Origin of the sequence: Micromonospora sp. WMMD1219 (assembly GCF_049315215.1) — a bacterium.
Lineage (GTDB): Bacteria > Actinomycetota > Actinomycetes > Mycobacteriales > Micromonosporaceae > Micromonospora > Micromonospora tulbaghiae.
Genome location: NZ_CP186057.1, coordinates 3,660,693 through 3,683,794, shown reverse-complemented (window position 1 = coordinate 3,683,794; position 23,102 = coordinate 3,660,693). Strand labels below are relative to the sequence as shown.

The 23,102-nt window shown below is 74.6% G+C and carries 28 protein-coding genes; 1 reads left to right on the top strand and 27 read right to left on the bottom strand.

Annotated elements, in window-relative coordinates; translation table 11 throughout:
* Window positions 1-23 precede the first annotated feature (23 nt).
* The 11 genes from ACN27C_RS17820 to hisD all read right to left on the bottom strand — a co-directional run bounded on the left by ACN27C_RS17820 (window position 24) and on the right by hisD (window position 7,439).
* Window positions 24-1,031, bottom strand: a complete 1,008-nt coding sequence (locus ACN27C_RS17820) for an NADP-dependent oxidoreductase (protein ID WP_422751640.1) — start codon at window positions 1,029-1,031, stop codon at window positions 24-26.
* A 5-nt stretch (window positions 1,032-1,036) separates the two neighbouring features.
* Window positions 1,037-1,462, bottom strand: coding sequence for an organic hydroperoxide resistance protein (locus ACN27C_RS17815; RefSeq protein ID WP_013287575.1), 426 nt, complete (start codon window positions 1,460-1,462; stop codon window positions 1,037-1,039).
* 1 nt (window position 1,463) lies between these two features.
* Window positions 1,464-1,910, bottom strand: coding sequence for a MarR family winged helix-turn-helix transcriptional regulator (locus ACN27C_RS17810; protein ID WP_120568842.1), 447 nt, complete (start codon window positions 1,908-1,910; stop codon window positions 1,464-1,466).
* Window positions 1,911-1,992: 82 nt separating this feature from the next.
* Complete coding sequence (locus tag ACN27C_RS17805; protein ID WP_120568841.1) at window positions 1,993-2,418, bottom strand: RidA family protein; 426 nt, start codon at window positions 2,416-2,418, stop codon at window positions 1,993-1,995.
* Window positions 2,415-3,143, bottom strand: coding sequence for a bifunctional 1-(5-phosphoribosyl)-5-((5-phosphoribosylamino)methylideneamino)imidazole-4-carboxamide isomerase/phosphoribosylanthranilate isomerase PriA (gene priA / locus ACN27C_RS17800; protein ID WP_018785235.1), 729 nt, complete (start codon window positions 3,141-3,143; stop codon window positions 2,415-2,417). Before priA ends, ACN27C_RS17805 begins: the two co-directional genes overlap by 4 nt.
* Window positions 3,144-3,162: 19 nt before the next feature.
* Complete coding sequence (locus ACN27C_RS17795) at window positions 3,163-3,483, bottom strand: hypothetical protein (protein ID WP_422746861.1); 321 nt, start codon at window positions 3,481-3,483, stop codon at window positions 3,163-3,165.
* Window positions 3,484-3,529: 46 nt separating this feature from the next.
* Window positions 3,530-4,150 carry an imidazole glycerol phosphate synthase subunit HisH gene (gene hisH / locus ACN27C_RS17790; protein ID WP_422746859.1) on the bottom strand — a complete coding sequence of 207 codons (621 nt, stop codon included), beginning with the start codon at window positions 4,148-4,150 and terminating at the stop codon, window positions 3,530-3,532.
* Window positions 4,150-4,311: a hypothetical protein gene (locus tag ACN27C_RS17785; protein ID WP_216936508.1), complete on the bottom strand. Its 162-nt coding sequence runs from the start codon at window positions 4,309-4,311 to the stop codon at window positions 4,150-4,152. Before ACN27C_RS17785 ends, hisH begins: the two co-directional genes overlap by 1 nt.
* 124 nt (window positions 4,312-4,435) lie before the next feature.
* Window positions 4,436-5,047, bottom strand: a complete 612-nt coding sequence (gene hisB, locus ACN27C_RS17780; RefSeq protein ID WP_013287582.1) for an imidazoleglycerol-phosphate dehydratase HisB — start codon at window positions 5,045-5,047, stop codon at window positions 4,436-4,438.
* Window positions 5,044-6,117 (bottom strand): histidinol-phosphate transaminase, encoded by a 1,074-nt coding sequence (locus ACN27C_RS17775; RefSeq protein ID WP_357897268.1) that lies wholly within the window; start codon window positions 6,115-6,117, stop codon window positions 5,044-5,046. Before ACN27C_RS17775 ends, hisB begins: the two co-directional genes overlap by 4 nt.
* Window positions 6,114-7,439 (bottom strand): histidinol dehydrogenase, encoded by a 1,326-nt coding sequence (gene hisD, locus ACN27C_RS17770; RefSeq protein ID WP_422746856.1) that lies wholly within the window; start codon window positions 7,437-7,439, stop codon window positions 6,114-6,116. The genes ACN27C_RS17775 and hisD overlap by 4 nt, the downstream gene beginning before the upstream one ends.
* A gap of 108 nt (window positions 7,440-7,547) precedes the next feature.
* On the opposite strand from hisD, the gene ACN27C_RS17765 reads away from it, so the two are divergent.
* Complete coding sequence (locus ACN27C_RS17765) at window positions 7,548-8,252, top strand: LON peptidase substrate-binding domain-containing protein (protein WP_120568837.1); 705 nt, start codon at window positions 7,548-7,550, stop codon at window positions 8,250-8,252.
* Here the strand turns inward: ACN27C_RS17765 and ACN27C_RS17760 are convergent.
* The 16 genes from ACN27C_RS17760 to murC all read right to left on the bottom strand — a co-directional run bounded on the left by ACN27C_RS17760 (window position 8,218) and on the right by murC (window position 23,097).
* Complete coding sequence (locus tag ACN27C_RS17760; protein WP_120568836.1) at window positions 8,218-9,066, bottom strand: DUF2567 domain-containing protein; 849 nt, start codon at window positions 9,064-9,066, stop codon at window positions 8,218-8,220. The genes ACN27C_RS17765 and ACN27C_RS17760 overlap by 35 nt on opposite strands.
* Before the next feature lie 49 nt (window positions 9,067-9,115).
* A complete protein-coding gene (locus ACN27C_RS17755) occupies window positions 9,116-10,663 on the bottom strand; it encodes an ATPase (protein WP_357897262.1) in 1,548 nt (515 codons plus the stop codon).
* Between the two features lie 140 nt (window positions 10,664-10,803).
* Window positions 10,804-11,652 carry a hypothetical protein gene (locus ACN27C_RS17750; protein ID WP_422746853.1) on the bottom strand — a complete coding sequence of 283 codons (849 nt, stop codon included), beginning with the start codon at window positions 11,650-11,652 and terminating at the stop codon, window positions 10,804-10,806.
* 1 nt (window position 11,653) lies between these two features.
* Window positions 11,654-12,598: an RluA family pseudouridine synthase gene (locus tag ACN27C_RS17745; RefSeq protein ID WP_357897258.1), complete on the bottom strand. Its 945-nt coding sequence runs from the start codon at window positions 12,596-12,598 to the stop codon at window positions 11,654-11,656.
* Window positions 12,595-13,197, bottom strand: a complete 603-nt coding sequence (lspA, locus tag ACN27C_RS17740) for a signal peptidase II (RefSeq protein WP_121684259.1) — start codon at window positions 13,195-13,197, stop codon at window positions 12,595-12,597. The genes ACN27C_RS17745 and lspA overlap by 4 nt, the downstream gene beginning before the upstream one ends.
* A gap of 66 nt (window positions 13,198-13,263) precedes the next feature.
* Window positions 13,264-13,683: a TraR/DksA family transcriptional regulator gene (locus ACN27C_RS17735; protein ID WP_018785248.1), complete on the bottom strand. Its 420-nt coding sequence runs from the start codon at window positions 13,681-13,683 to the stop codon at window positions 13,264-13,266.
* A 225-nt stretch (window positions 13,684-13,908) separates the two neighbouring features.
* Window positions 13,909-15,414: a potassium/proton antiporter gene (locus ACN27C_RS17730; protein ID WP_120568831.1), complete on the bottom strand. Its 1,506-nt coding sequence runs from the start codon at window positions 15,412-15,414 to the stop codon at window positions 13,909-13,911.
* A 22-nt stretch (window positions 15,415-15,436) separates the two neighbouring features.
* Window positions 15,437-15,745 carry a DUF167 domain-containing protein gene (locus tag ACN27C_RS17725; RefSeq protein ID WP_120568830.1) on the bottom strand — a complete coding sequence of 103 codons (309 nt, stop codon included), beginning with the start codon at window positions 15,743-15,745 and terminating at the stop codon, window positions 15,437-15,439.
* A gap of 2 nt (window positions 15,746-15,747) precedes the next feature.
* Window positions 15,748-16,554, bottom strand: coding sequence for a hypothetical protein (locus ACN27C_RS17720; RefSeq protein ID WP_422746849.1), 807 nt, complete (start codon window positions 16,552-16,554; stop codon window positions 15,748-15,750).
* Between the two features lie 72 nt (window positions 16,555-16,626).
* Window positions 16,627-17,430, bottom strand: a complete 804-nt coding sequence (locus ACN27C_RS17715; protein ID WP_091331126.1) for a DivIVA domain-containing protein — start codon at window positions 17,428-17,430, stop codon at window positions 16,627-16,629.
* A 41-nt stretch (window positions 17,431-17,471) separates the two neighbouring features.
* Window positions 17,472-17,777 (bottom strand): YggT family protein, encoded by a 306-nt coding sequence (locus ACN27C_RS17710; RefSeq protein ID WP_013287596.1) that lies wholly within the window; start codon window positions 17,775-17,777, stop codon window positions 17,472-17,474.
* Between the two features lie 28 nt (window positions 17,778-17,805).
* Window positions 17,806-18,507, bottom strand: a complete 702-nt coding sequence (locus ACN27C_RS17705) for a cell division protein SepF (protein ID WP_091331125.1) — start codon at window positions 18,505-18,507, stop codon at window positions 17,806-17,808.
* 193 nt (window positions 18,508-18,700) lie between these two features.
* Window positions 18,701-19,447: a YggS family pyridoxal phosphate-dependent enzyme gene (locus ACN27C_RS17700; protein WP_120568828.1), complete on the bottom strand. Its 747-nt coding sequence runs from the start codon at window positions 19,445-19,447 to the stop codon at window positions 18,701-18,703.
* Window positions 19,448-19,456: 9 nt separating this feature from the next.
* Window positions 19,457-20,572, bottom strand: coding sequence for a cell division protein FtsZ (gene ftsZ / locus ACN27C_RS17695; protein WP_030500246.1), 1,116 nt, complete (start codon window positions 20,570-20,572; stop codon window positions 19,457-19,459).
* Window positions 20,573-20,800: 228 nt separating this feature from the next.
* Entirely contained in the window at window positions 20,801-21,619 is an 819-nt protein-coding gene (locus ACN27C_RS17690; RefSeq protein WP_422746846.1) for a cell division protein FtsQ/DivIB, read from the bottom strand.
* On the bottom strand, window positions 21,616-23,097 hold the full coding sequence (gene murC / locus ACN27C_RS17685) for a UDP-N-acetylmuramate--L-alanine ligase (protein ID WP_422746844.1): 1,482 nt from the start codon (window positions 23,095-23,097) through the stop codon (window positions 21,616-21,618). Before murC ends, ACN27C_RS17690 begins: the two co-directional genes overlap by 4 nt.
* Window positions 23,098-23,102: the final 5 nt, after the last annotated feature.

Here is a 23,102-nt window from a genome sequence, read left to right as displayed (position 1 = left end):
GCGGTGGAGTGCGTTCCCGCCGGTCAGAGACGGACCAGCATCTTGCCGAGGTTCTCGCCGCGCAGCAGGCCGAGGAACGCCTCGGAGGCCTGCTCGATGCCGTCCACGATCGTCTCGTCGTACGACAGCCGGCCCTCGCGCAGCCAGCCCGCCACCTCCTGCACGAACTGCTCCCGCAGGTGACCGTGGTCACCGACGAGGAAGCCGCGCAGCGTCAGCCGCTTGCCGATCACCAGCGCCAGGTTGCGCGGCGCGGCCGGCGGCTCGGTGGCGTTGTACTGCGCGATCATGCCGCAGATCGCGGCCCGGCCGTGCAGGTTCATCGCCCCGATCGCGGCCTCCAGGTGGTCGCCGCCGACGTTGTCGAAGTACACGTCGACGCCGTCCGGGGCGGCGGCCCGCAGCTGCTTGTACACCGGGCCGTCGTGGTAGTCGAAGGCCGCGTCGAAGCCGAGCGCGGTGAGGCGTTCCACCTTCGCCGCGGAACCGGCACTTCCGATCACCCGCCCGGCGCCGCGCAGCTTCGCGATCTGGCCGACCATGCTGCCCACCGCGCCGGCCGCGCCGGAGACGAACACCGTCTCCCCCGGCCTCATCGCGGCCACGTCCAGCAGCCCGGCGTACGCGGTCAGCCCGGTCATGCCGAGCACGCCCAGGTACGCGGTGACCGGCGCCAGGCCGGGATCGACCTTGCGCACGCCCTTGGCGTCCACCAGCGCGTACTCGCGCCAGCCGAGCCCGTGCAGCACCGTGTCGCCGGGCTTGACGCCGCCGGCCTCGCCGGCCACCACCTCACCGATCGCGCCGCCGTCCAGCGGTGCGTCGAGCGCGAACGGCGGCACGTACGACTTGACGTCGTTCATCCGTCCGCGCATGTACGGGTCGACGGACATGAACCGGTTGCGGACCACTACCTGTCCCGGGCCCGGCGTCGGCACCTCGGTGGTGACCAGCCGGAAGTTCTCCGGGGTCGGCCAGCCCTCCGGCCGGGACGCCAGGTGGATCTCCCGGTTGACGCTCGCCTCGCTCACCGTGCTCACAGGGCCTCGCGGACCGTGCGGGTCACCTCGACGTTGCCCCGGGTCGCGTTGGAGTAGGGGCAGACCTGGTGGGCCGCGTCCACGAGCTGCTCGGCGGCGGCGCGCTCGACGGCGGGCAGGTCCACCACGAGCGTCACGGCCAGGCCGTAGCCGCCGCTGCCGTTCGGGCCGATGCCGACCTCGGCCTCGACGACCGAGCCGGAGACGTCCGCCTTGGCCTGCCGGGCCACCACGCGCAGCGCGGAGTGGAAGCAGGCCGCGTAGCCGGCCGCGAAGAGCTGCTCCGGGTTGGCCGCGCCGCCGGCGCCACCCATCTCCTTCGGCACGGCGAGATCCAGCTCGACCGTGCCGTCGGAGGTCCGGACGTGACCGTCGCGGCCGTCGCCGGTGGCGCGGGCGGAGGCGGTGTAGAGCACCTGCATGTCACTGCTCCTTCTGTCGGTGGATCGTCTCGGTGACCCGGGTGAGGATGCCGTGGAGGAAGACCAGTTCGGTCTCGGTGAGCCCGGTTGCGGTGGCCACCCGGCGCGGCACGTCACCCATCCGCTCCCGCAGCGCCCGGCCCCGGTCGGTGAGGCCCACCTCGACCCGGCGCTCGTCGGCGGCCGAGCGGGTACGCACCACCAGACCGGCCGCCTCCAGCCGCTTGAGCAGCGGGGAGAGCGTGCCGGAGTCGAGCCGGAGCTGACCGCCGAGCTCGGAGACCGTGGGGGCGTCGTCGTCGTGCTCCCAGAGCACCAGCAGCACCAGGTACTGCGGGTAGGTCAGTCCGTGCTCGTCGAGGATGGGCCGGTAGACGTCGGTCAGGGCGCGCGACGCCGCGTAGAGCGCGAAGCACACCTGCCGGCGCAGCACCAGATCATCGGTCACACCCTGAACCGTAGCGTGCAATCAAGTTGTGCACAACTTATCGGGCCGCGAGACGGCCGGCGCCGACCGCGCCGGGGACCGGTCAGCGGTCCGGCAGGTACGCCTCCAGCTCGACCTCGACCAGGAGATCCGGATCGATCAGCCCGGCCACGACCACCATCGTGGCGACCGGACGCACCGGGCCGAACACCGCGTTGTGCGCCCGGCCCACCTCGTCGGCGTAGATCCGGTCCGTCACGTACATCCGCGTCCGCACCACGTCACCCGGCCCGGCGCCGACCTCGGCCAGCGCGTCCAGGCCGATCCGGATCGCCTGCGCGGTCTGCGCCGCCGCGTCACCGGCGTGCGCCACCCGGCCGTCCACAGTGGAGGTGCAGCCGGCGGTGATCGCCAGCGAGCCGGCCCGGACCACCCGGGAGTAGCCGTACAGCGCCTCCCACGGGCCGCCCGAGCCGAGCCGGGTCACCACCCCGGCGTCCACGGGCGTCCGGACCGGCTCGGCCGTCACGCGCCGGCCCGCAGCGTCGCCAGCGCCTCGGCGACTGTGAACGCGCCCGCGTAGAGCGCCTTGCCGGCGATCACACCCTCCACACCCACCGGCTCCAGCGTGGCCAGCGCCCGCAGGTCGTCCAGCGTGGACACGCCGCCGGAGGCGATCACCGGGGCGTCGGTGCGGGCGCACACCTCGCGCAGCAGGTCCAGGTTGGGCCCGCGCATGGTGCCGTCCTTGGTGATGTCGGTGACCACGTACCGCGCCGCCCCGGCGGCGTCGAGCCGGGCCAGCACCTCGTAGAGGTCACCGCCGTCGCGGGTCCAGCCGCGCGCCGACAGGGTACGGCCGCGCACGTCCAGCCCGATCGCCACCCGGTCGCCGTACTCGCCGCAGATCCGGTCGCACCACTGCGGGTCCTCCAGCGCGGCGGTGCCGATGTTGACCCGGGCCGCCCCGGTGCCGAGCGCCGCCCGCAGCGACTCGTCGTCGCGGATGCCGCCGGACAGCTCCACCTTCACGTCCAGCTTGCCGACCACCTCGGCGAGCAGCGCGGCGTTGGAGCCCCGCCCGAACGCGGCGTCCAGATCGACCAGGTGGATCCACTCCGCGCCGTCGGACTGCCAGGCCAGAGCCGCGTCCAGCGGGTCGCCGTACGCGGTCTCGCTACCGGCGGCGCCCTGCACGAGCCGGACGGCCTGGCCGTCGGCGACGTCCACGGCGGGCAACAGGGTGAGGCTCAACGCTTCTCTCCTCGGATCCTCAACGACGGTCCAGCGCGATCACCACGACCGCGGGCAGGACCAGCAACAACAACACGACCAGCACCAGCCGCAGCGCGAGGTCGTCCACCAGATTCCAGATGGCGACCACCGCCACCACGGTGAGCACCAGGATCGTCGCCCGCTCGCGGCGGGTGTGCCGGCGCAGCCGGCCGGTACGCCCGCGCCGCAGCGACGGCGTCAGCCGGCGTACCAGGGAACGACGCCGCTCCCGGCGCGCCACCCGGTGGGCGCGGACAGCGCGCGCCCGCTCCTGCTCGGCCTCGCGCGCCGCGCGGCGGCGGGCCCGCTCCTTGCTCACGCGAACACTCGCGGACGCCCCGCCCGCGTGCCCCGGACCGGTCCGGTCACAGCGTGCCGAGCCAGTTGCGCAGCAGCGCGGCACCGGCGTCGGCCGACTTCTCCGGGTGGAACTGCGCGGCCGACAGCGGCCCCCGCTCCACCGCCGCGACGAAGTCCGCGCCGTGGTGCGAGGTGGTCACCGCGGCACCCGCCTCGGCCAGCGCCGCCGGGTCGGTCACGCCGTAGGAGTGGACGAAGTAGAACCGGGTGTCGTCCGGCAGCCCGGCGAACAGCGTCGAGCCGGCCGGTGGCCGCACGGTGTTCCAGCCCATGTGCGGCAGCCGCCGCGCGGGCAGCCGGGTCACGCCGCCCGGCAGCAGCCCGAGCCCCTTGGTGACCACGCCGTGCTCCTCGCCGTGCCCGAACAGGATCTGCATGCCGACGCAGATGCCCAGCACCGGCCGCCCGGCGGCGACCCGGTCGGCGATGACCGGCCCGGCGCCCAGCGCCTCGATCCCGGCCATGCACGCCGCGAACGCGCCCACGCCCGGCACCACCAGACCGTCGGCCGACGCGGCGGCGTCCAGGTCGTCGGTGACAGCCACCTCGGCACCGGCCCGCGCCACCGCGCGCTCGGCCGAGCGCAGGTTGCCCGAGCCGTAGTCGAGCACCACCACCCGTGCCATCAGCTCTCCCCCGGCAGCAGCCAGAGCACCCCGGCGACGGTGGCCAGCACGGCCAGCAGGCCGGTGATCACCACGGCGGCGCGGGGCGCGCCCTGCTTGAGCAGCGACCACGTCCCGCCGACCAGCAGGCCGGCCAGGATCAACAGAAGTGTGGGCAGCACCTTCATTAGAGCCAGCTTCCATTCACGACTGCGGGACTCCGCTTCGCTGCGTTCCTCGCGCTCATCAGAGCACGCCCTTCATTCGCGACTGCGGGACTCCGCTTCGCTGCGTTCCTCGCGCTCATCAGAGAGCGCCCTTCGTGGACGGCACCACGCCCGCGTTACGCGGATCGATCGCGGTGGCCTCGCGCAGCGCGCGGGAGACGGCCTTGAACTGCGCCTCGACCACGTGGTGGGCGTCCGGGTGGCCGCCGGGACGGGCCGCGCGCAGCACGTCCACGTGCAGCGTGATCCGGGCCGACTGACCGAACGACTCCCAGATGTGCCGGGTCATGCTCGTCGGGTAGACCGGCCCGATGTACGGGGCCAGCGCCGGCTCGTCGTGCACCACGTACGGGCGGCCGGACAGGTCGACGGCGGCCCGGACCAGCACCTCGTCCATCGGGACGGTGGCCGAGCCGTACCGCCGGATGCCGGCCTTGTCGCCCAGCGCCCGGTCGAACGCGGCGCCCAGCGCGAGCGCGGTGTCCTCCATCGTGTGGTGCGCGTCGATCTCCAGGTCGCCGACGGTGTGCACGGTCAGGTCGAAGCCGCCGTGCCGGGCGATCTGGTTGAGCATGTGGTCGTAGAAGCCGACGCCGGTCTCGATGTCGGCCTTGCCGGTGCCGTCGAGGTCGATCTCGACGAGCACCTTCGTCTCGTTGGTGACCCGCTCGATCCGGGCGATCCGGCTCATGAAACTGTCTCCATCGCGGTGAGGAAGGCGTCGGTCTCGGTCGGGGTGCCCGCGGTGACGCGCAGCCAGCCGGGCAGGCCGACGTCGCGCACCAGCACGCCGGCATCGAGCAGGGTACGCCAGGCCACCGCCTGGTCCCCCTCGACGGCGAACAGCACGAAGTTGGCGTCGCTGTCGGCCACCCGGTGACCCCGGGCGCGCAGCTCGGCGACGATCCGGTCCCGCTGCTCCTTGATCGCGGCCACGGTGCCGAGCAGGGCGTCCCGGTGCGCCAGCGCCGCACGGGCCGCGGCCTGGGTGAGCGCGGACAGGTGGTACGGCAGCCGGACCAGCTGCACCGCGTCCACCACCGCCGGGTCGGCGGCCAGGTAGCCGAGCCGCCCGCCGGCGAACCCGAACGCCTTGCTCATGGTGCGGGTCACCACCAGTCGCGGGTGGCCGGGGAGCACGGCGAGCGCGCTCACCGTGCCGGGCCGGGCGAACTCGGCGTACGCCTCGTCCACGACCACCATCCCGGGCGCCGCGTCCAGCACGGCGGCGACCACGGCCGGGTCGAGCGCGGTGCCGGTCGGATTGTTCGGCGAGCAGAGGAAGACCACGTCCGGCCGGTGCTCGCGGACCTGGGCCACCGCCTCGCCGGCGGTGAGCCCGAAGTCCTCGCCGCGCCGGGCGGGCACCCACCGGGTGCCGGTGCCGAGCGCCAGCAGCGGGTGCATCGAGTACGCCGGGGTGAAGCCGAGCGCCGTGCGCCCGGGACCGCCGAACGCCTGGAGCAGCTGCTGCTGGATCTCGTTGGAGCCGTTCGCCGCCCACACGTGGTCGGCGGTGAGACCGTGACCGAGGTAGGCGGCCAGGTCGGCGCGCAGCGCCACCGCGTCCCGGTCCGGGTAGCGGTTGAGGTCGCGCAGCTCGGCGGCGACCGCCTTGCCGATCGCCTCCACCACCGGCTCCGGCACCGGGTAGGAGTTCTCGTTGGTGTTCAGCCGCACCGGCACGTCGAGCTGCGGCGCACCGTACGGCGTGCGCCCGCGCAGGTCGTCGCGGATCGGCAGATCGTCGAGCGTGGTCACGACGCGCCGCCCTCGGGGAAGCGGACGCTGACCGCCTGGCCGTGCGCGGGCAGGTCCTCCACCGTCGCCAGCGTGACCACGTGCGGGGCCACCTCGCGCAGCGCGTCCTGCGTGTATTCGACCAGGTGGACGCCGCGCAGGAAGGACTGCACGGACAGCCCGGAGGAGTGCCGGGCGCAGCCGCCGGTGGGCAGCACGTGGTTGGAGCCCGCGCAGTAGTCGCCGAGCGACACCGGCGACCAGGCGCCCACGAACACCGCACCGGCGTTGCGCACCCGCAGCGCCCACTCGCGGGCGTTCTCGGTCTGGATCTCCAGGTGCTCGGCCGCGTACGCGTCGACGACCCGCAGCCCCGCCTCCAGGTCGTCGACCAGGACCACGCCGCTCTGCTCGCCGCGCAGCGCGGTGCCGATCCGCTCGGCGTGCTTGGCCGCCGGCGCCTGCCGGGCCAGCTCGGCGTCGACCGCGTCGGCCAGCGCGGTGGACGGGGTGACCAGCACGCTCGCGGCGAGGGGGTCGTGCTCGGCCTGGCTGATCAGGTCGGCGGCCACGTGCGCCGGGTCGGCGGTGTCGTCGGCCAGGATCGCGATCTCGGTCGGACCGGCCTCGGCGTCGATGCCGACCACGCCGCGCAGCAGCCGCTTCGCGGCGGTGACCCAGATGTTGCCCGGACCGGTGATCATGTCGACCGGCTCGCAGCGCTCGTCGCCGGCCGGGTCGACGGCCGCGCCGTACGCGAGCATGGCGACCGCCTGGGCGCCGCCGACGGCGTACACCTCGTCCACGCCGAGCAGCGCGCAGGCGGCGAGGACCCGCCGGTCGGGCAGCCCGTCGTTGTCCTTCTGCGGCGGGCTCACCACCACCAGCGAGCGCACCCCGGCCGCCTGGGCCGGGACCACGTTCATCACCACCGTCGACGGGTACATGGCCAGGCCGCCGGGGACGTAGAGACCGACCCGGTCGACCGGCACCCACCGCTCGGTCACCGTGCCGCCCGGCACCACGGTCGTGGTGTGGTCGGTGCGGCGCTGGTCGGCGTGGACCTTGCGGGCCCGGGTGATCGACTCCAGCAGCGCGGCGCGGACCTGCGGGTCCAGCTCGTCCTCGGCGGCGCGGATCGTCTCGACCGGCACCCGCAGCCGCTCCGGGGCGACGCCGTCGAACCGTTCGCTCGCCTCCCGGATCGCCGGGTACCCATGGTCCCGGACCGCCTCCACGAGCGGGCGGATCCGCTCGACCGCCACGGAGACGTCGAGCTGGGCACGGGGCAGCAGGCGGCGCGGGTCACGGGCCCCGCCGCGCAGGTCGATCCGATTCAGCACGACTGCGAGTCTAGGCCGCCGCCGGTGTCACCGGCCGGGCCCGCCCGCACGCCGGGACGGTGAGCCGGGACACGCGCGGGCGGGCGGGTTGGCGATACGCTCGATCACGTGAGCGCACGGCTGCCGGTGTTCCCGCTCGGGACCGTCCTCTTCCCCGGGCTGGTCCTTCCGCTGCACATCTTCGAGGAGCGCTACAAGGCGCTGGTGCGCCACCTCGTGGGGCTGCCCGAGGGCGCGCCGCGCGAGTTCGGCGTGGTGGCGATCCAGGCCGGCTGGGAGGTCGCGCCGGCCGGGCCGCCGGGGCGTTCCGGGCCGGCCGGCGGCGAGGTGACGCTGCACGAGGTCGGCTGCACCGCCGAGCTGCGGCAGGTCACCGAGCTGGCCGACGGCGGCTTCGACATCGTCACCGTCGGGCGGCGGCGGTTCCGGGTCGCCGAGGTCGACGACTCCGCCGAGCCGTACCTCACCGCCGAGGTGGAGTGGCTGCCGGAGCCGGACGGCCCGGACGAGGTCTCCGACCTGCTGGCGGCCCGGGTGATCTCGGTGTTCCGGCAGTACCTGGGCCTGATCCGGCCGGACCAGCAGGAGATCACCGAGCAGTTGCCGGAGGACCCGACGGTCCTGTCGCACCTGGTCGCCGCGACCGCCGCGCTGACCGTCGCCGACCGGCAGCGGCTGCTCGCCGTCGACGACACCGCCGGCCGGCTGCGCGCCGAGCTGCGCCTGCTCAACCGGGAGACGGCGTTGCTGCGGCAGGTGCGCGCGGTGCCGGTGCCGCTCAGCGAGCTGGCTGGTCCCCCGGCGCCGAATTGAACCCGGGCGGAGGCGACGGCCAGGCCGCGTCGGGCTCCGGCTCCGGCCGCAGCGACGGCCACCGCGACCAGCCCGCCAGCAGCGTGTACGTGACTGCCGCGCCGAACGCGGCGAGCAGCAGGTTCCCGTGCGGCAACGGCAGCGGGCCGTACCAGTCGACGCCGCCGGCGCGCAGGTCGACCGGCTTGGTGAACGCGGTGCCCGGCGGCGCGGTCTCCACCAGCCGCTGGAACGTCGACAGCCCGATCCGACGGCCGACCTGCCAGGCCACCACCGCCGCGCCGAGACCGCCGAGCGTCACCGCGACCAGGCCGGCCGGGCCGCGCCGGCGGCGCAGCAGCACCCACAGGGCGATCGCGGCGAGCACACCGAAGCCGAGCGTCAGGAGGCTGAACCAGCCGTCCGCGGCGATCGGCTGCTCCGGCTGCGTGGTCGCGTAGACCGCGCCGGCCGGGGTCTGCCGTACCGGCGTCTCGGGCGCCGCCCACGCCCACAGCAGCCCGAGCGGCACGCCGAGCGCGGTGAGCAGCGCGACCACGCCGAGGGTGGTGAGCAGCGGGCGGCCGGACCGGGTGGCGCCGGGCAGCTCCGCCACCACGCCGGGATGCCCGGCGAGCGGGTCGGCGCCGGGCGCGGTGACCGGCGTGCCGGCGGGCACCGGCAGGCCACCGGGCCAGCCGGGCGGCTGCTCGCGCGCGGGCCACGCGCCGCCGGGACGCGGGGCATCGCCGGGCCGTGGGGCGTCGCCGGTACGCGCGTCGGTGCCGTCGGTGCGCTCGCGCGCCCGCTCGGGCTCAGGGGTGTCCGGACTCACCCGTTGATCCTCTCAGGCCCGGGCACGGCGCGGGGCGGTGGTCGGCGCCTCAGCGCGCGAACGGTTCCAGCATCACCGCTGCCGCCTTGAGCCAGGCGTTGCGGGTCTCGGCCTGGAGCTGGTGGTACTCGATCGAGGAGCCGGTCTCCAGCGCCGGGTCGTACGGCACCACGGCGACCGCGCGGGTCCGGGTGGCGAAGTGCCGTTCCAGGTCGTCCTGCAACGAGGTACGCCCCGGCGTGGGGCAGGAGATCAGCGTGACCGCGTTGTCGGCCAGCTCGCCCATGCCCACCTCGTGCAGCAGGTCGAGCATCCAGTCCGCGCTGAACGCCGCGTCCTCGCGCGGCACCGTGGTCACCACGAGCTGGTCGGCGGCCTGCATGACGGTGCGCCAGTTCGGGCTCTCCACGTTGTTGCCGGTGTCCACGCAGACCACCTCGTGGGTGCGGCGCAGCAGCTCCAGCACCCGCTTGACGGTGAACTGGTCGAGCCGCTGGGCGAAGCGCGGGCTCTCCTCGCCGGCCAGCACGTCGTACGAGCCGTCGGAGGCGTGCCGCAGGTAGTCGTCGAGGTGCGACAGCAGCGTGTTGCCCTCGAGGATCTCGATCTGCGCCAGGTCGTGGACCAGGTGGCGGATGGTGCGGGCGTGCCGGGCGCTGCCGGCCCGCAGACCGAGCGTGCCGCGCAGCTCGTTGTCGTCCCAGGCGAGCACGCCGCGCCCGCGTACGCTGCCCACCGTCGCGGCGGCGAGCACCGTCGCGGTGGTCTTGTGCACTCCCCCCTTGGGGTTTGCGAACGCGAGCACCCGGGGGGTGCCCAGCTCGCGGCGCAGCACGCCGGTCGCCCGTTCGAGTTCCGGGTCCGGCTCCGGGGCGCGCCACTGCACCTGGGCCGCGTCGACCCGGCCGGAGCGGCCCTCCAGCGGGCGGCGGGGCGCGGGCACCACCGGCTCCGGTGCGGGCGGCGTGTCCGGCCGGTAGCGGCCCCGGTCGAGCAGCGCGTAGCGGGACTCCGGCGGGGGCGGCGCGGGCCGGTAGCCGCCGTCGAGAAGGGAGTACCGGGACTCGGCCGGCGCCTCGGCCCGGCCGCGCGGCTCTGGACGGGCCGGCTCGGGCCGCCAGGACGGTTCCGGGCGTGGCTCGGCGGTGAAGGGCTGCTCGGGCGCGAACGACGGGTCGGGCGCGAACGACGGGTCGGCGCGCCAGGACGGGTCGGGCGGGTAGGGCTGCCCGGCGCGCCAGGACGGCTCGGGGTCGCTGCGGTACGCCGGTTCGGCCCGGTAGGCCGGCTCGCCGTCGTGCCGGGGATCGGCGCGGAAGGCCGGGTCGACCCGGAACGTGGCCTCGGCCCGGTAACCGGGCTCGGCGCCGTACGACCCGTCGGGGGCGCGGCCGACGGCGGTGGCGCGGCCGGTCCACCCGGTGCCCGCGCCACGGCGGGGCAGCGGGTCGGGCGGCGGCGCCGGTTGCTCCTCGACGTGCCGGTCGGCGTCGGCGTGCTCCGCGCCGCGACCGCCGAGCCGGGCCCGGTCGAGCAGCGCCCGCCACCGCGGTGCCGGCTCGCCCTGCCGACCCCAGCCGGTCTCGCTGCCGTCCAAGGATTCGCCCTCCCCCAGCCCATCGATCTCCGCCTGACAGGCTACGAACGAAACCCTATTCGGACCACTCCCCGCGCCGCACATCGCCCGGTGGCCCGCCGCACCATGGGATCGGCCCGGTCGCCGCGTGCCCCGGTGTCTCAGGAGGTGGGAGCGGGATTGGGTGTCCCGGAGCCGGCGACGGACGCGGGGGCGGTGGGTGAAGGTTCGCTCACCGTCCGTGCGGCTTCCGACGAATCGCCCATTCCGCCTGCCCCGGCCGGCCCGGTGTCGGCCGGCGGCCGGACCACGTCACGCTGCTCGGGCAGCGGCGGGGTGAACACGGTCCGGTCCAGACGGGTCACCTCCGGCGCCGGGTCCACCACCCGCACGCCCGGACGACCGGCGAGCGCGCGCAGGGCGTCCGGCGCGGCACTGACCACCGCGGCGTAGACGCAGGCGCAGCCCGCCCGGTACGCCTGCGCCTCACGGGCGGCGACCTCGGCGCCGCTGTCGTACACCCGGCGCAGCTCCGGATCGGCTGTGGTCGCGGCGGCGCGGGACCGGTAGTCCGCGGCCTCCCGGTCCTTGCGGGTCGCGACGCCGGCCATCCCGGCCACCACGTCCTGCGGCAGGCGCAGTGCCGCGATCCGGACGATCTCGGTCTGCCGGCCGGGCAGCGGCACCCGCGCCACCACAGCCGAGACCCGCGTGCCGTCCAGCGCGGCGGCCGCCCGCGCCGGGGTCAGGTAGTCGGCGAACGACACGAGCGCGTAGCCGTCGGGCGCGTCGAGGCGGGCCAGTTCGTCCCCGGCGGCGCGCAGGTACGCCGCGATGCTCGCGCCGTCGGTCACGCCGACCCGGGTCACCTCGCCGACCGTGCGGTCGCTCACCGGGCGGTCCCGCCGCTGCGCCACGGCCACCACCAGCACGACGAGCGCGCAGGCCAGCGCGACCCAGGTCAGCGCGGCGGACCGGGACCGGCGCGGTGGCGCGGGATCGTCGCTCACGTCAGTCGCGCAGGATCTCCAGCGCCCGGGCCAGGTCGTCCGGGTACTCGCTGACGAACGTCACCTCGTCGCCGGTGCCCGGGTGCGCGAAGCTCAGCGAGCGGGCGTGCAACCACTGCCGGGCCAGCCCCAGCCGGGCCGACAGCGTCGGGTCCGCGCCGTAGGTCAGGTCGCCCACGCAGGGGTGCCGCATGCTGGAGAAGTGCACCCGGATCTGGTGCGTCCGCCCGGTCTCCAGCCGCACGTCGAGCAGGCTGGCGGCGGGAAACGCCTCGATCGTGTCGTAGTGCGTGATGCTCGGCTTGCCGCCGGAGACCACCGCCCAGCGGTAGTCGTGGTGCGGGTGCCTGTCGATCGGCGCGTCGATGGTGCCGCTCAGCGGGTCCGGGTGGCCCTGCACCACGGCGTGGTAGCGCTTCTCCACCTCGCGGAACTTGAACGCCCGCTTCAACGCGGTGTACGCGCGCTCACTCTTGGCCACCGCCATGATCCCGGTGGTGCCCACGTCGAGCCGGTGCACCACGCCCTGCCGTTCGGCGGCGCCGCTCGTGGAGATCCGGTGGCCGATGCCGGCCAGCCCGCCGATCACGGTGGGGCCGGTCCAGCCCGGGCTCGGGTGCGCCGCCACCCCGACCGGCTTGTCGACCACCACGATGTCGTCGTCGGCGTACACCACGGTCAGGCCGGGCACCGCCTGCGGCACCACGGTCGGCGGCGCCGGCGGCGCGGGCAGCGTGACCTCCAGCCACGAGCCCGCCTTGACCTTGTGCGAGTTGGGCCGGGCCACCCCGTCGACGAGCGCGTCGCCGGCGTCGATCAGGCCGGCGGCGGCGGTACGGGAGAGCCCGAACAGCCGGGCCACGGCCTGGTCCAGGCGCATCCCGTCGAGGCCGTCGGGCACGGGCAGGGAGCGGGTGTCGCCGGCGGCGGCGAACGCGGAGGTCACGCGCTCTCCCGCTGCTCGGCCGGGGCGGCGGCGTCGCGCTTCTCGTCGCGCAGCCGGGAGCCGTCGCGCTGGCGGCCGGTCAGCTCCAGGAAGACCGCGAGCACCACGCCGCACACCAGCGAGCTGTCGGCCAGGTTGAACACCGGCCAGACCTGGCCGTACGGGTCGAAGAGGCTGATCATGTCGACCACGTGGCCGACGAAGTGGCCGGGCGCGCGGAAGATCCGGTCGATCAGGTTGCCCAGCGCACCGCCCAGCACCAGGCCCAGCGACACCGCCCAGGGCAGCGAGCGCAGCCGCAACGCCATCCAGGTGATCCATCCGATCACCACGAACGTGATGATCGGGAAGACCCAGGTGTGGTCGGAGCCGATGCTCCAGGCCGCGCCGCTGTTGCGGGTGAGGCTGAAATAGACCGCGCCGCCGAGCAGCGACACCGGTTCCCGGCCGGTCAGCTCGGCGAGCGCGAGCTGCTTCGTGCCGAGATCCGCCAGCAGCGAGAACAGGGACACGCCGAGCAGCAGGCCGACGGCCTTACGGCGGGGCGCGCCGGCGCCCGACTCGGTGGTGCCGGCCCCGGCGGGCGGTGCTGCGGTCATCTGCTCCCCATCGACGCTCGCGACGGTGTGGTCACCGTCTGCCGTACGGCCGCCGGGGAGCGGTGATCAGCGCCGCTCCTCCAGCTGCTTGCACGTCACGCAGAGGGTGGCCGACGGGAACGCGGCGAGCCGCTCCACCGGGATCGGGTTGCCGCACCGCTCGCACCAGCCGTAGCCACCCTCGTCGAGGCGCTCAAGCGCGCGCTCGACCTGCGTGATCCGTTCCTTGATGCTGTTGGCGAGAGAGATCTCCTGCTCCCGCTCGAACGTCTTGGTGCCGGTGTCGGCCTGGTCGTCCCCGGCCGAGTCGGTCAGCCGATCGCGCTGCAGCTCGGTGATCTCGCTCAGCGTCTGATCGTACTCGGCGTTCAGCTCGTCCCGCCGTGCCGCCAGGGCGGCCCGGATCTTCTCGGTCTCCGCCGCGCTGCGGGTGGCCTTCGCCACCGGCTTGCGACCGGCCGTCCTGGTGTCGGCTGGCTTCGCCATCGTCAGCTCCCTCAGCCGCACGGAGCGGCGGTCAGCGGTGCGTGGGCGGGGACGCCGTCGTCGGCGCCGTCCGCGTACGGAAGGGTGCACGGCGAGCGGGTCCGCCGTGCACTCCGGAGGTTGGCAAGAATACGGAACGTACAGGCGTCCGACAACGTGCCGCACCGTCGTCCCACGTATCCGCCCCGGACTGCCATCAATCGGGGCAAAACGAACGGTAGCAGATCAGCGCGCCGGCTCCTCGCCGTACTCCCCGAACCACCTCGCCAGCCGGCCCCGGCGGCTCACCGCCCGCAGCCGCCGCTCGGTCTCGTCCCGTACGCCCGCGGTGGCGACGATGAGCAGGCTGTCCCCGACCTTGAGCCGGGTGTCGGCGCCCGGCACGAAACCGACGCCGTCACGCAGCACGAGCGTCACAGCGGCGCCGACCGGCAGCCGCAGCTCGTCCACGTGCACCCCGGCCAGCCGCGACCCGGCCGGCACCTCCAGCTGGAGCAGGTCCGCGCGCATCCGTTCCAGCGGGGCGGTCTCCAGCAGGATCTCGCTCGCCTCGGCCGGCGCGGTCACGCCCAGCCGGCGCGCCGCCGGCGCCAGCGTCCCGGCCTGGAGCAACGTGAAGATCACCACCAGGACGAAGACGGCGTCGAACAGGCGGTCCGCCCCCGGCACGTGCAGCGACAGCGGGATGGTCGCCAGCACGACCGGCACCGCGCCGCGCAGCCCGGCCCAGGACAGGAAGAGCTGCTCGCGCAGGTTCACCCGGAAGGGCAGCGCGGACACCGCCACCGACAGCGGCCGGGCGAGCAGCAGCAGCGCCAGCCCGGTGATCACGGCCGGCAGCACCGCCGCGTCCAGCCGGCTCGGCGAGACCAGCAGGCCGAGCAGCACGAACAGGCCGATCTGGGCCAGCCAGGCCAGCCCGTCGGCGAAGCCGAGGATGGCCTGTCGGTGCGGCAGCCGCGAGTTGCCGAGCAGGACACCCGCGACGTACACGGCGAGGAAGCCCGAGGCGTGCAGCACCGAGCCGGCCGCGTACGCCAGCACGGTGAAGCCGACCACCGCGATCGGGTACAGGCCGGCCGACGGCAGCGCGGCCCGGCGCAGCGCGTACCGGCCGGCCAGCCCGGCGCCGACCCCGACCGCCGCGCCGGTGCTCAGCTCGTAGCCGAGCAGCAGCACCTCGTACCACCAGGGGTGGTGGGCCTCGACCCCGGCGCGGGACAGCAGCAGCACCAGCAGCACGACCGGGGCGTCGTTCACCCCGGACTCGGCCTCCAGCGCGGCCACCAGCCGGGGCGGCAGGCGCAACCGGCGCAGCGTGGCGAACACGGCCGCGGCGTCGGTCGAGGAGAGCACCGCGCCGTAGAGCAGCGACAGCCGCCAGTCCAGGCCGAGCAGCAGGTGCACCACCACGCCGACGACCACGATGCTGACCACGACGCCGACCGTGGACAGCGCCGCAGCCAGGCCCAGCACCGGCCGCAACGTGCTCCACCGCGCGGTCAGGCCGCCCTCCGCGATGATCACGATGAGCGCGCAGAAGCCGAGCACCCGGGTCAGCTCGACGTCGTCGAACCGGATGCCCAGGCCGGCCTCGCCGAGCAGCACGCCGAGCGCCAGGTAGACCAGCAGACTGGGTACGCCGAGCCGGGTGGAGAACCGCACCGCGCCCACCGCGACCAGCAGCACGGCGGCGCCCACGAGCAGCGCGACGTCGAGCCCCGGGGTCATCGCCGGCCGGCCCGACCGGACCTCACGCCGTGCTGCCGTCGCGCAGCCGGCGCAGCACCTCGGGCAGCCCGTCGTGCGGGCGCTCGACCAGGAACAGCTTGTCGCGGCTGGCCGCGCCGGACCGCAGGGACACGGTCGCCGGCCGGACGCCGAGCGCGTCGGCGAGTGCGCGCCGGGCCGCCTCGGTGGCGCGGCCGTCCACAGCGGGCGCGTGCACCGCGACGACGAGCGCCGGACCGTACGGCCCGTCGAACCGCCCGCCCACCCGGGCGCGGGCCGCTCCGGGCTTCACCCGCACCGCGACGGTGAGTGTGTCGTCCGCGATCGTCATGGTCAGCGCGGCCGGGCCTCGGCGAGCAGGGTGGTGGCGGCGGCGCAGTGCGCGCACGGGGTGAAGCCCAGCGCGACCGCCTCGGCGACCGGCAGCGGTTCGTCCTCCCGGCCCACCAGGTGCGGGCAGTCGGGCAGGTGGAAGCGGGGGTGGCCGTCGACCACCAGGACCTCGCCGGGCAGCCGGACCAGCCGGGAGACCTCACCGGTGGAGAGGAACTCGGCCGGCGGGTCGCCGTCGAACGCCTCGCCCGGTGCGGGCGAGGTGGGCCGCGCGGTCTCCGGCGTCCGCGGGCCGGGCGGCGAGTAGGGCGCCGAGTCCGCGACCACCGGATCCGGCGCCGTGTACGGCCCGGCGGCGGGTTCGGCGTCGAACGCCGTCGTGTACGGGCCCGCGGCGGCCTCGGTGTCGAGCGGCCCGGTGGCCGGCTCGTACGGCCCGGCGTCGAACGGCTCGGCCGGCGGCGAGTACGCGGCCGGCGGCGGGGCGTCGTCCGGCTCGGTCACCGGCGACCCGGGCGGTTGCCGCCACCCGGATCCACCGGCGCCGACCGTGGACGTGTGGTGCGGGACCGGGCTCACCGGTTCGTCCGGGGACGGGACGGTGTGCGCGGTCCGCGGTCGCGGCCCGGCCTCCCGGCCGGCCGTGGCCCGTGCCGCGGCTGCCTGGCGGGCGAACGCGACGAAGGCGACGGCGGACAGCAGGCTGGCCGCGATCGAGACGATGAGCAGGAGGCTGGATCCGCCGGCGAGGCCGGCGATCAGCAGCACGACCGCGACGAGGATGAGCAGGATGCTGGCGGCTACCACGGCTCACCCCCGGCCGCGTCGTGTCGGTCTGGGCGGTCGGTGGCCGTCACGGGGACGGCCACCGACGCGGGATCAGCGGCCGGACTCGAGCGAGCCCGCGCGGCCACCGCCGTAGGAGCCGGCGAGGCCGGCCGCGGCGAGACCGTTGCTGCCGGTGGCGCGGTTGCCCTCGGAGCGGTTCATCTCCACCTCGAGACCCTGGCCGCGACCGTCGAGGTCACGCAGCTGGCTCTCCAGGTACGCCTTGAGGCGGGTGCGGTACTCGCGCTCGAACTGCTTGAGCTCCTCGATGTGCTTCTGCAGCGCGGTGCGCTTGGCGTCCAGGCCGCCCATGGCCTCCTGGTGCCGCTGGCGGGCGTCCCGCTCCAGGGCGTCGGCCTTGGCGCGCGCCTCCCGGGTGACCTCCTCGGCCTTGGAACGGGCCTCGGAGAGCAGCTGGTCGGCCTCGCGACGGGCGTCGGAGACGTGGTCGTCGGCGGTGCGCTGGGCCATCATGAGCACCCGCAGCGCCTGCTGCTCGCCGTCACCGGTCACGCCGGCCGGGCCGCCCTGCGTGCGGACCTGCTCCAGCTCGGCCTGCATCGCGCGGGCCGCCTGCTCGGCGGCCGCCTTGTCGCGCTGCACCCGGTCGAGCTGGGCCTTGACGTCGTTGAGCTCCGCCGCGAGGCGGGCGTCGCCGCCGGGGCCGGCGGGAGCGCCACCCCGACCGCCGCGCTCCACCTGGGCGCGCAGCTCGTTGTTCTCCTCGATCAGACGGGCCAGCTCACGCTCGACCTCGTCCAGGAAGGCGTCGACCTCCTCCTCGTCATACCCCCGCTTGCCGATCGGCGGCTTTTTGAAGGCGACGTTGTGGACGTCGGCCGGGGTCAGCGGCATCGAAACTCCTCGGGTCAGTTGCGGCCGCGAAAGCGCTCTGGTCAGGCAAACGCGAAGATCAGGCGCCTAAACACGAACTCCATCAGCACGAACAGGATAACCAGGAGCACAAGGGAGGCCAGGTCGATGCTCACGGTACCAATTCGCAGTGGTGGGATCACACGCCTCAACGCTCGCAGGGGCGGATCAGTGACGCTCCACACGACTTCCAGTCCCGCCGACGCTCCCCGTCCCGGTTGCCAGCGGCGACCATAGGCCAGCACCGCCCCAAGAACAAATCGCGCCAAAAGGACAATTAGGAAGATGTACAGCAGCAGGTAGAGCACCTGGAACAGGATCGACAACACGGCAGGCGACGTCCCTCGGTCGTGCGGCTCAGCTCAGGCTGAAGAAGCCGCCCTCAGCGATCTTGGCCTTGTCCTCCGCGGTGACCTGGACGTTGGCCGGTGAGAGCAGGAACACCCGGTTGGTCACGCGCTCGATCGTACCGCGCAGACCGAACGCGAGCCCGGCGGCGAAGTCGACGAGCCGGCGGGCGTCCGCCTCGTCCATCTCGGTGAGATTGATGATCACCGGTACGCCGTCGCGGAAGTGCTCGCCGATGGTCCGCGCCTCGCGGTACGTGGTCGGGTGCAGCGTGGTGATCTGGTAGCGCTGCTCGTCCTCCGGCGCCACGCGCTCCCGCTCCCGCGGCTGGGTCTGCGGCGCGAGCGCGAGGTTGTCGCGGGTGTGGTAGGTCAGGGCGCCCGAGGCGTCACCGGCGGAGGACCGGGTGATCGACCGCACGCTGGACCGCTCGGCCCGCTCCGGGCGCTCGGACTCGGCCCGGTCGGCGTCGACCGCGCGGCTGGAGGCGCGCTCGGACAGCCGGCCCCGGTCGCCGAGCCGGCTCCGCGTCGTCGGCGGCTCCTCGGCCTCGTCGTCGTCCTCGTCGGCGAACTCCTCGGCGTACCGGCTCGACCGGTAGCGCGACGAGTCCCGGTAGCCACCCTTGTCGTAGCCACCGTCCTCGTACGCCCGCTCGTCGTCCTCCTCGACGAGACCGAGCCAGACCCCCGCCTTGCGCAGTGCACCCATCCCCGCGCCCTTCCGTCCGCCGTGCGGCACGCGCCCCCGTGCCGTGTCGCTTGATCACGAGTGGACGATCATGCCCACCGGACCGGATCGGCAATCCCCTGACGCGCGGTTCGCGGTCCGCCCGTCACGGCCCCCGGCTACGGGAACGCCGTCCTGAACAACACTGATGTAATTTGCTTCCGTCGTGGTGAGGCTACCGCAGCGCAGGGCGCATTCCGAGCAACGCGCTGCCGACACGGACATGTGTCGCGCCGTGACCGATCGCGCTCTCCAGGTCTCCGCTCATGCCCGCCGACAGCACCGTCGCACCCGGATGGTCGGCCCGCAGCGCCGCCGCCACCTCGGCCAGCCGGGCGAACGCCCGGTCCGGCTCCCAGCCCAGCGGCGCCACCGCCATCAGGCCCGCCAGCCGCAGACCGTCGGCGCCGGCCACCGCCGCGGCCACCGGGTCGAGCCCCCGCTGCGGATCGGCCGCGCCGGGCAGCGCCCCGCCCCGGGCCGCGTCGCCGTCGATGCTCACCTGCACCAGCACGTCCAGCGGCCGGTCCCGGACCGCGCCGGCGGCGGCGTCCAGCGCGGCGGCCAGCCGGACGCTGTCCACCGACTGGACCACGTCGGCGTACCGGACCACCGAGCGGGCCTTGTTGCGCTGCAACTGGCCGATGAAGTGCCAGCGCGGCGCCGCCCCGGCGGCGGCCACCGCCTCCGCCTTCGGCGCCGCCTCCTGGTCGCGGTTCTCCCCGACGTCGGTCACGCCGAGCCCGGCCAGCGCGACCACGTCCGCCGCCGGATACGTCTTGGTCACCGCGACCAGTGTGACCTCGTCGCGCTGCCGCCCGGCCGCGGCGCAGGCGTCGGCGATGCGGGCCCGCACCCGGGCCAGGCCGGCCGCGAGTTCGGCGCGCCGCTCGGGCCGCACCGCCGTCTGTGACTCCGTCATCGGCGCGGCTCAGGACCCGTTCTTGAGGAAGTCGGGCACGTCGACGTCGTCGAAGAGCACCCGGCGCGACGGCTGCTGCGGCGCCGGCATGGTGGCCGGCGGGCTCACCGGCGCGTTCGGCTGGGCCGGGGGGTTCTGGTTGCTCTTGCGCGGCGGCTCCACCGCCTTGTACGCCGGCGCGCCCCCGTCGAAGCCCGCCGCGATCACGGTGACCCGCACCTCGTCGCCGAGCGCGTCGTCGATGACCGCGCCGAAGATGATGTTCGCGTCCGGGTGGGCCGCGTCGGTGACCAGCTGAGCCGCATCGTTGATCTCGAACAGGCCGAGGTCCGATCCGCCGGCGATGGACAGCAGCACGCCGCGCGCGCCGTCCATGCTCTGCTCCAGCAGCGGGCTGGAGATGGCCGCCTCGGCCGCCTCGACGGCGCGGTTCTCGCCCCGGGCGCTGCCGATGCCCATGAGGGCGCTGCCGGCGCCGCTCATCACGCTCTTCACGTCGGCGAAGTCCAGGTTGATCAGACCCGGCGTGGTGATCAGGTCGGTGATGCCCTGGACACCGGAGAGGAGCACCTGGTCCGCGGTGCGGAACGCGTCCATCATGGAGATGTTGCGGTCGCCGAGCGCGAGCAGCCGGTCGTTCGGGATCACGATGAGCGTGTCGCACTGGTTGCGCAGCTCCTCGATGCCCGCCTCGGCCTGGACCTGCCGGCGCTTGCCCTCGAACGAGAACGGCCGGGTGACCACGCCGATGGTGAGCGCGCCGAGCTTGCGGGCGATGTTCGCCACGACCGGCGCGCCGCCGGTGCCGGTGCCGCCACCCTCGCCGCAGGTCACGAACACCATGTCGGCGCCCTTGAGGACCTCTTCGATCTCGTCGCGGTGGTCCTCGGCGGCGTTCTTGCCGACGTCCGGGTTGGCGCCCGCGCCCAGCCCCCGGGTCAGCTCCCGGCCCACGTCGAGCTTGACGTCGGCGTCGCTCATCAGCAGCGCCTGCGCGTCGGTGTTGATCGCGATGAACTCGACGCCCTTGAGCCCAACCTCGATCATCCGGTTGACGGCGTTGACGCCGCCGCCCCCGATGCCGACGACCTTGATGACCGCCAGGTAGTTGTGCGGAGGTGTCATCTCCGGTCCTTTCCCTTCGAGATTGGCATGGGCCGACCCCACACGGCTTGGCCGGATCAGCGGCCTCCGACGGCTGAACCCTCACCCTCTACTAGAGGCTTAGAGTTATGTCAACCACTGATCTCTTCGGGGCAACGTATGCGCCGCCGCGCCAGGAGCCAAGGACCTGTTCCGGCGTGTCGCCGACCGAGCGACAGGGGACACATCACCCGCTCGCTGAGCCACGGGTCACTCGAACGTGACCACGTCCGGCGCGCTGACGTCGATCCGGTCCGCCTTGCGGCTCAGCAACGCGGTGGCCACTGTCGACTTGTCGGTGCCGCGGGAGGCGTCGCCCCAGAAGACCTCACGCTCCCCGCGCAGCACCAGCGTGATCCGGGCCAGCCCGGCCACGTCCACCGCGACCAGCTCCGCGCGCAGCTTCTCCCCCAGCGCGGCGAGCACCGCCAGCCCGGCCCGCGTACCCGGGTCGTCGGGGCCCGGCCGGGCCACCCTGACCAGCGGCAACCCGTCCGGCACCCGGCCCAGGCGCTGGAACACCACGCCCGAGCCGTCGACGACCACGAAGCCCTCGCCCTGCGGCACCGCTGCCACCGGCGTGCGCTCCTGCACCCGGATCACGAGCGTGTCCGGCCACTGGCGCTCCACCGTGGCGCGGGCCACCGGCGGCAGCGTGCCGACCTTGCGCGCGGTCGCGTCCAGGTCCACCCGGGCCAGCGGCGCGTTGTCCGGCACCGCGGCGGCGTCGCGGATCTGCACCGGGGTGACCAGCCGCGCGCCGACCACCCGTACCTCGCGCACGCCGAACAGGCCGGTGCCCAGCACCGTCCACGCGACCAGGCCCGCGACGGCGAGCACCGCGGCGGCGACCGCCCAGGGCAGCGCCGCCCGCATCCGCCGCTGCCGGACCCGGGCCATGAACCGGCGGGTCGACGGCGGCACGGCGTCCGCGTTCGCCCGCACGAGCTGCCAGCGCCGGGCCGGGCTGCGCCGCCCGCCGCCGCCGTCCGGTCCGGGGGTACGGCCGCGGGCCGGACCGGGACTCATCCGGCCGGGGTCGCCGCGCCGTCCGGGTCGACGCCGGCGCCGAGCCCCGTGCCCCCGGCGGAGCGGGCGAGCAGGGCGTCGAGCAACTGGTCACCCATCAGCGAGATCGGCGGGGCGCCCATGGTCACCACCACGTCGCCGGTCCGCGCCCGCCGGGCCACCTCGGCCGGCACGTCGTCCCACGACTCGACGAACACCTTCCGCTCGGCCGGCAGCGACACCTCCTGGATCAGCGCGGCCGAGCCCTCGCCGGGGCGGCGCGTCTCGCCGGGGCCGAACACCTCCAGCAGCACCACCTCGTCGGCGATGCCGAGCGCGGCGGCGATCTCCGCCTGGTTGTCGCGGGTGCGGTAGAGCCGGTACGGCTGGAACACCACGATCAGCCGGCCGTCGCCGGCCACCTCGCGCAGCGTCTGCAACGCCAGCGTCATCGAGGTCGGGTGGTAGGCGTACTCGTCGTAGACCAGCACGCCGTCCGCGGCACCCTTGCGCTCGAAACGGCGCCGCACGCCCGGGAACGCGCCGAGCGCGGCCTCCGCCGCGGCCACCGGCAGTTCCAGCAGGTACGCGGCGAGCACCGCGGCGGCGCTGTTGAGCGCCATGTGCCGGCCCGGTACGGGCAGCCGGATCTCACCCAGCGCCCGGCCCTCGACCTCGGCCTGGTAGCGCACCCCGTGCGCGGACGACACGACCTCGCTCATCCGCAGGTCCGCGTCGGCGGATTCGCCGTACGTCCAGACCCGGCGGCCCTCGGCGCGCAGCGTCTCGGCCAGCCAGCGCCCGCCCGCGTCGTCGGCGCAGGTGATCACGAAGCCGGCCGGGTCGGTGAGCCGGGCGAACTCGGCGAACGCCGCCTCCAGGGTGGCCAGGTCGCCGTAGGTGTTGAGATGGTCCGCCTCGACGTTCGTGATGATCGACACGAACGGCCGGTAGATGAGGAACGAGCGGTCGCTCTCGTCCGCCTCGACCACGAAGTGCTCGCCGGTGCCGTGGTGCGCCCCGGAACCCACCTCGGAGATCTCGCCGCCGATCACGAACGACGGGTCGGTGCCGGCCTGCTGGAGCACCATGGTGACCATCGAGGTGGTGGACGTCTTGCCGTGGGTGCCGGCCACCGCCACCGTGCGGCGGCCGGTCATCGCGGCGGCCAGCGCCTCGGAGCGGTGCAGCACCCGCAGACCCCGGCGGCGCGCCTCGACCATCTCCAGGTGGTCCTGCGGGATGGCCGAGGAGTAGACGACCGTGTCCACCCCGTCGAGGTTCGACGCCTCGTGGCTGGAGTGGATGGTGCCGCCGAGCGCCCGCAGGCCGGCCAGCGACGGCCACTCCCGCAGCTCGCTGCCGGAGACCGGCAGGCCCCGGGTCAGGAAGAGCCGGGCCAGGCCGGCCATCCCGACGCCGCCCACCCCGATCAGGTGGATCCGGCCCAGGTCCTCCGCCGTCATGGTGCCGGCGGGCGTGAACTGCGCGGTGTTCATCAGAC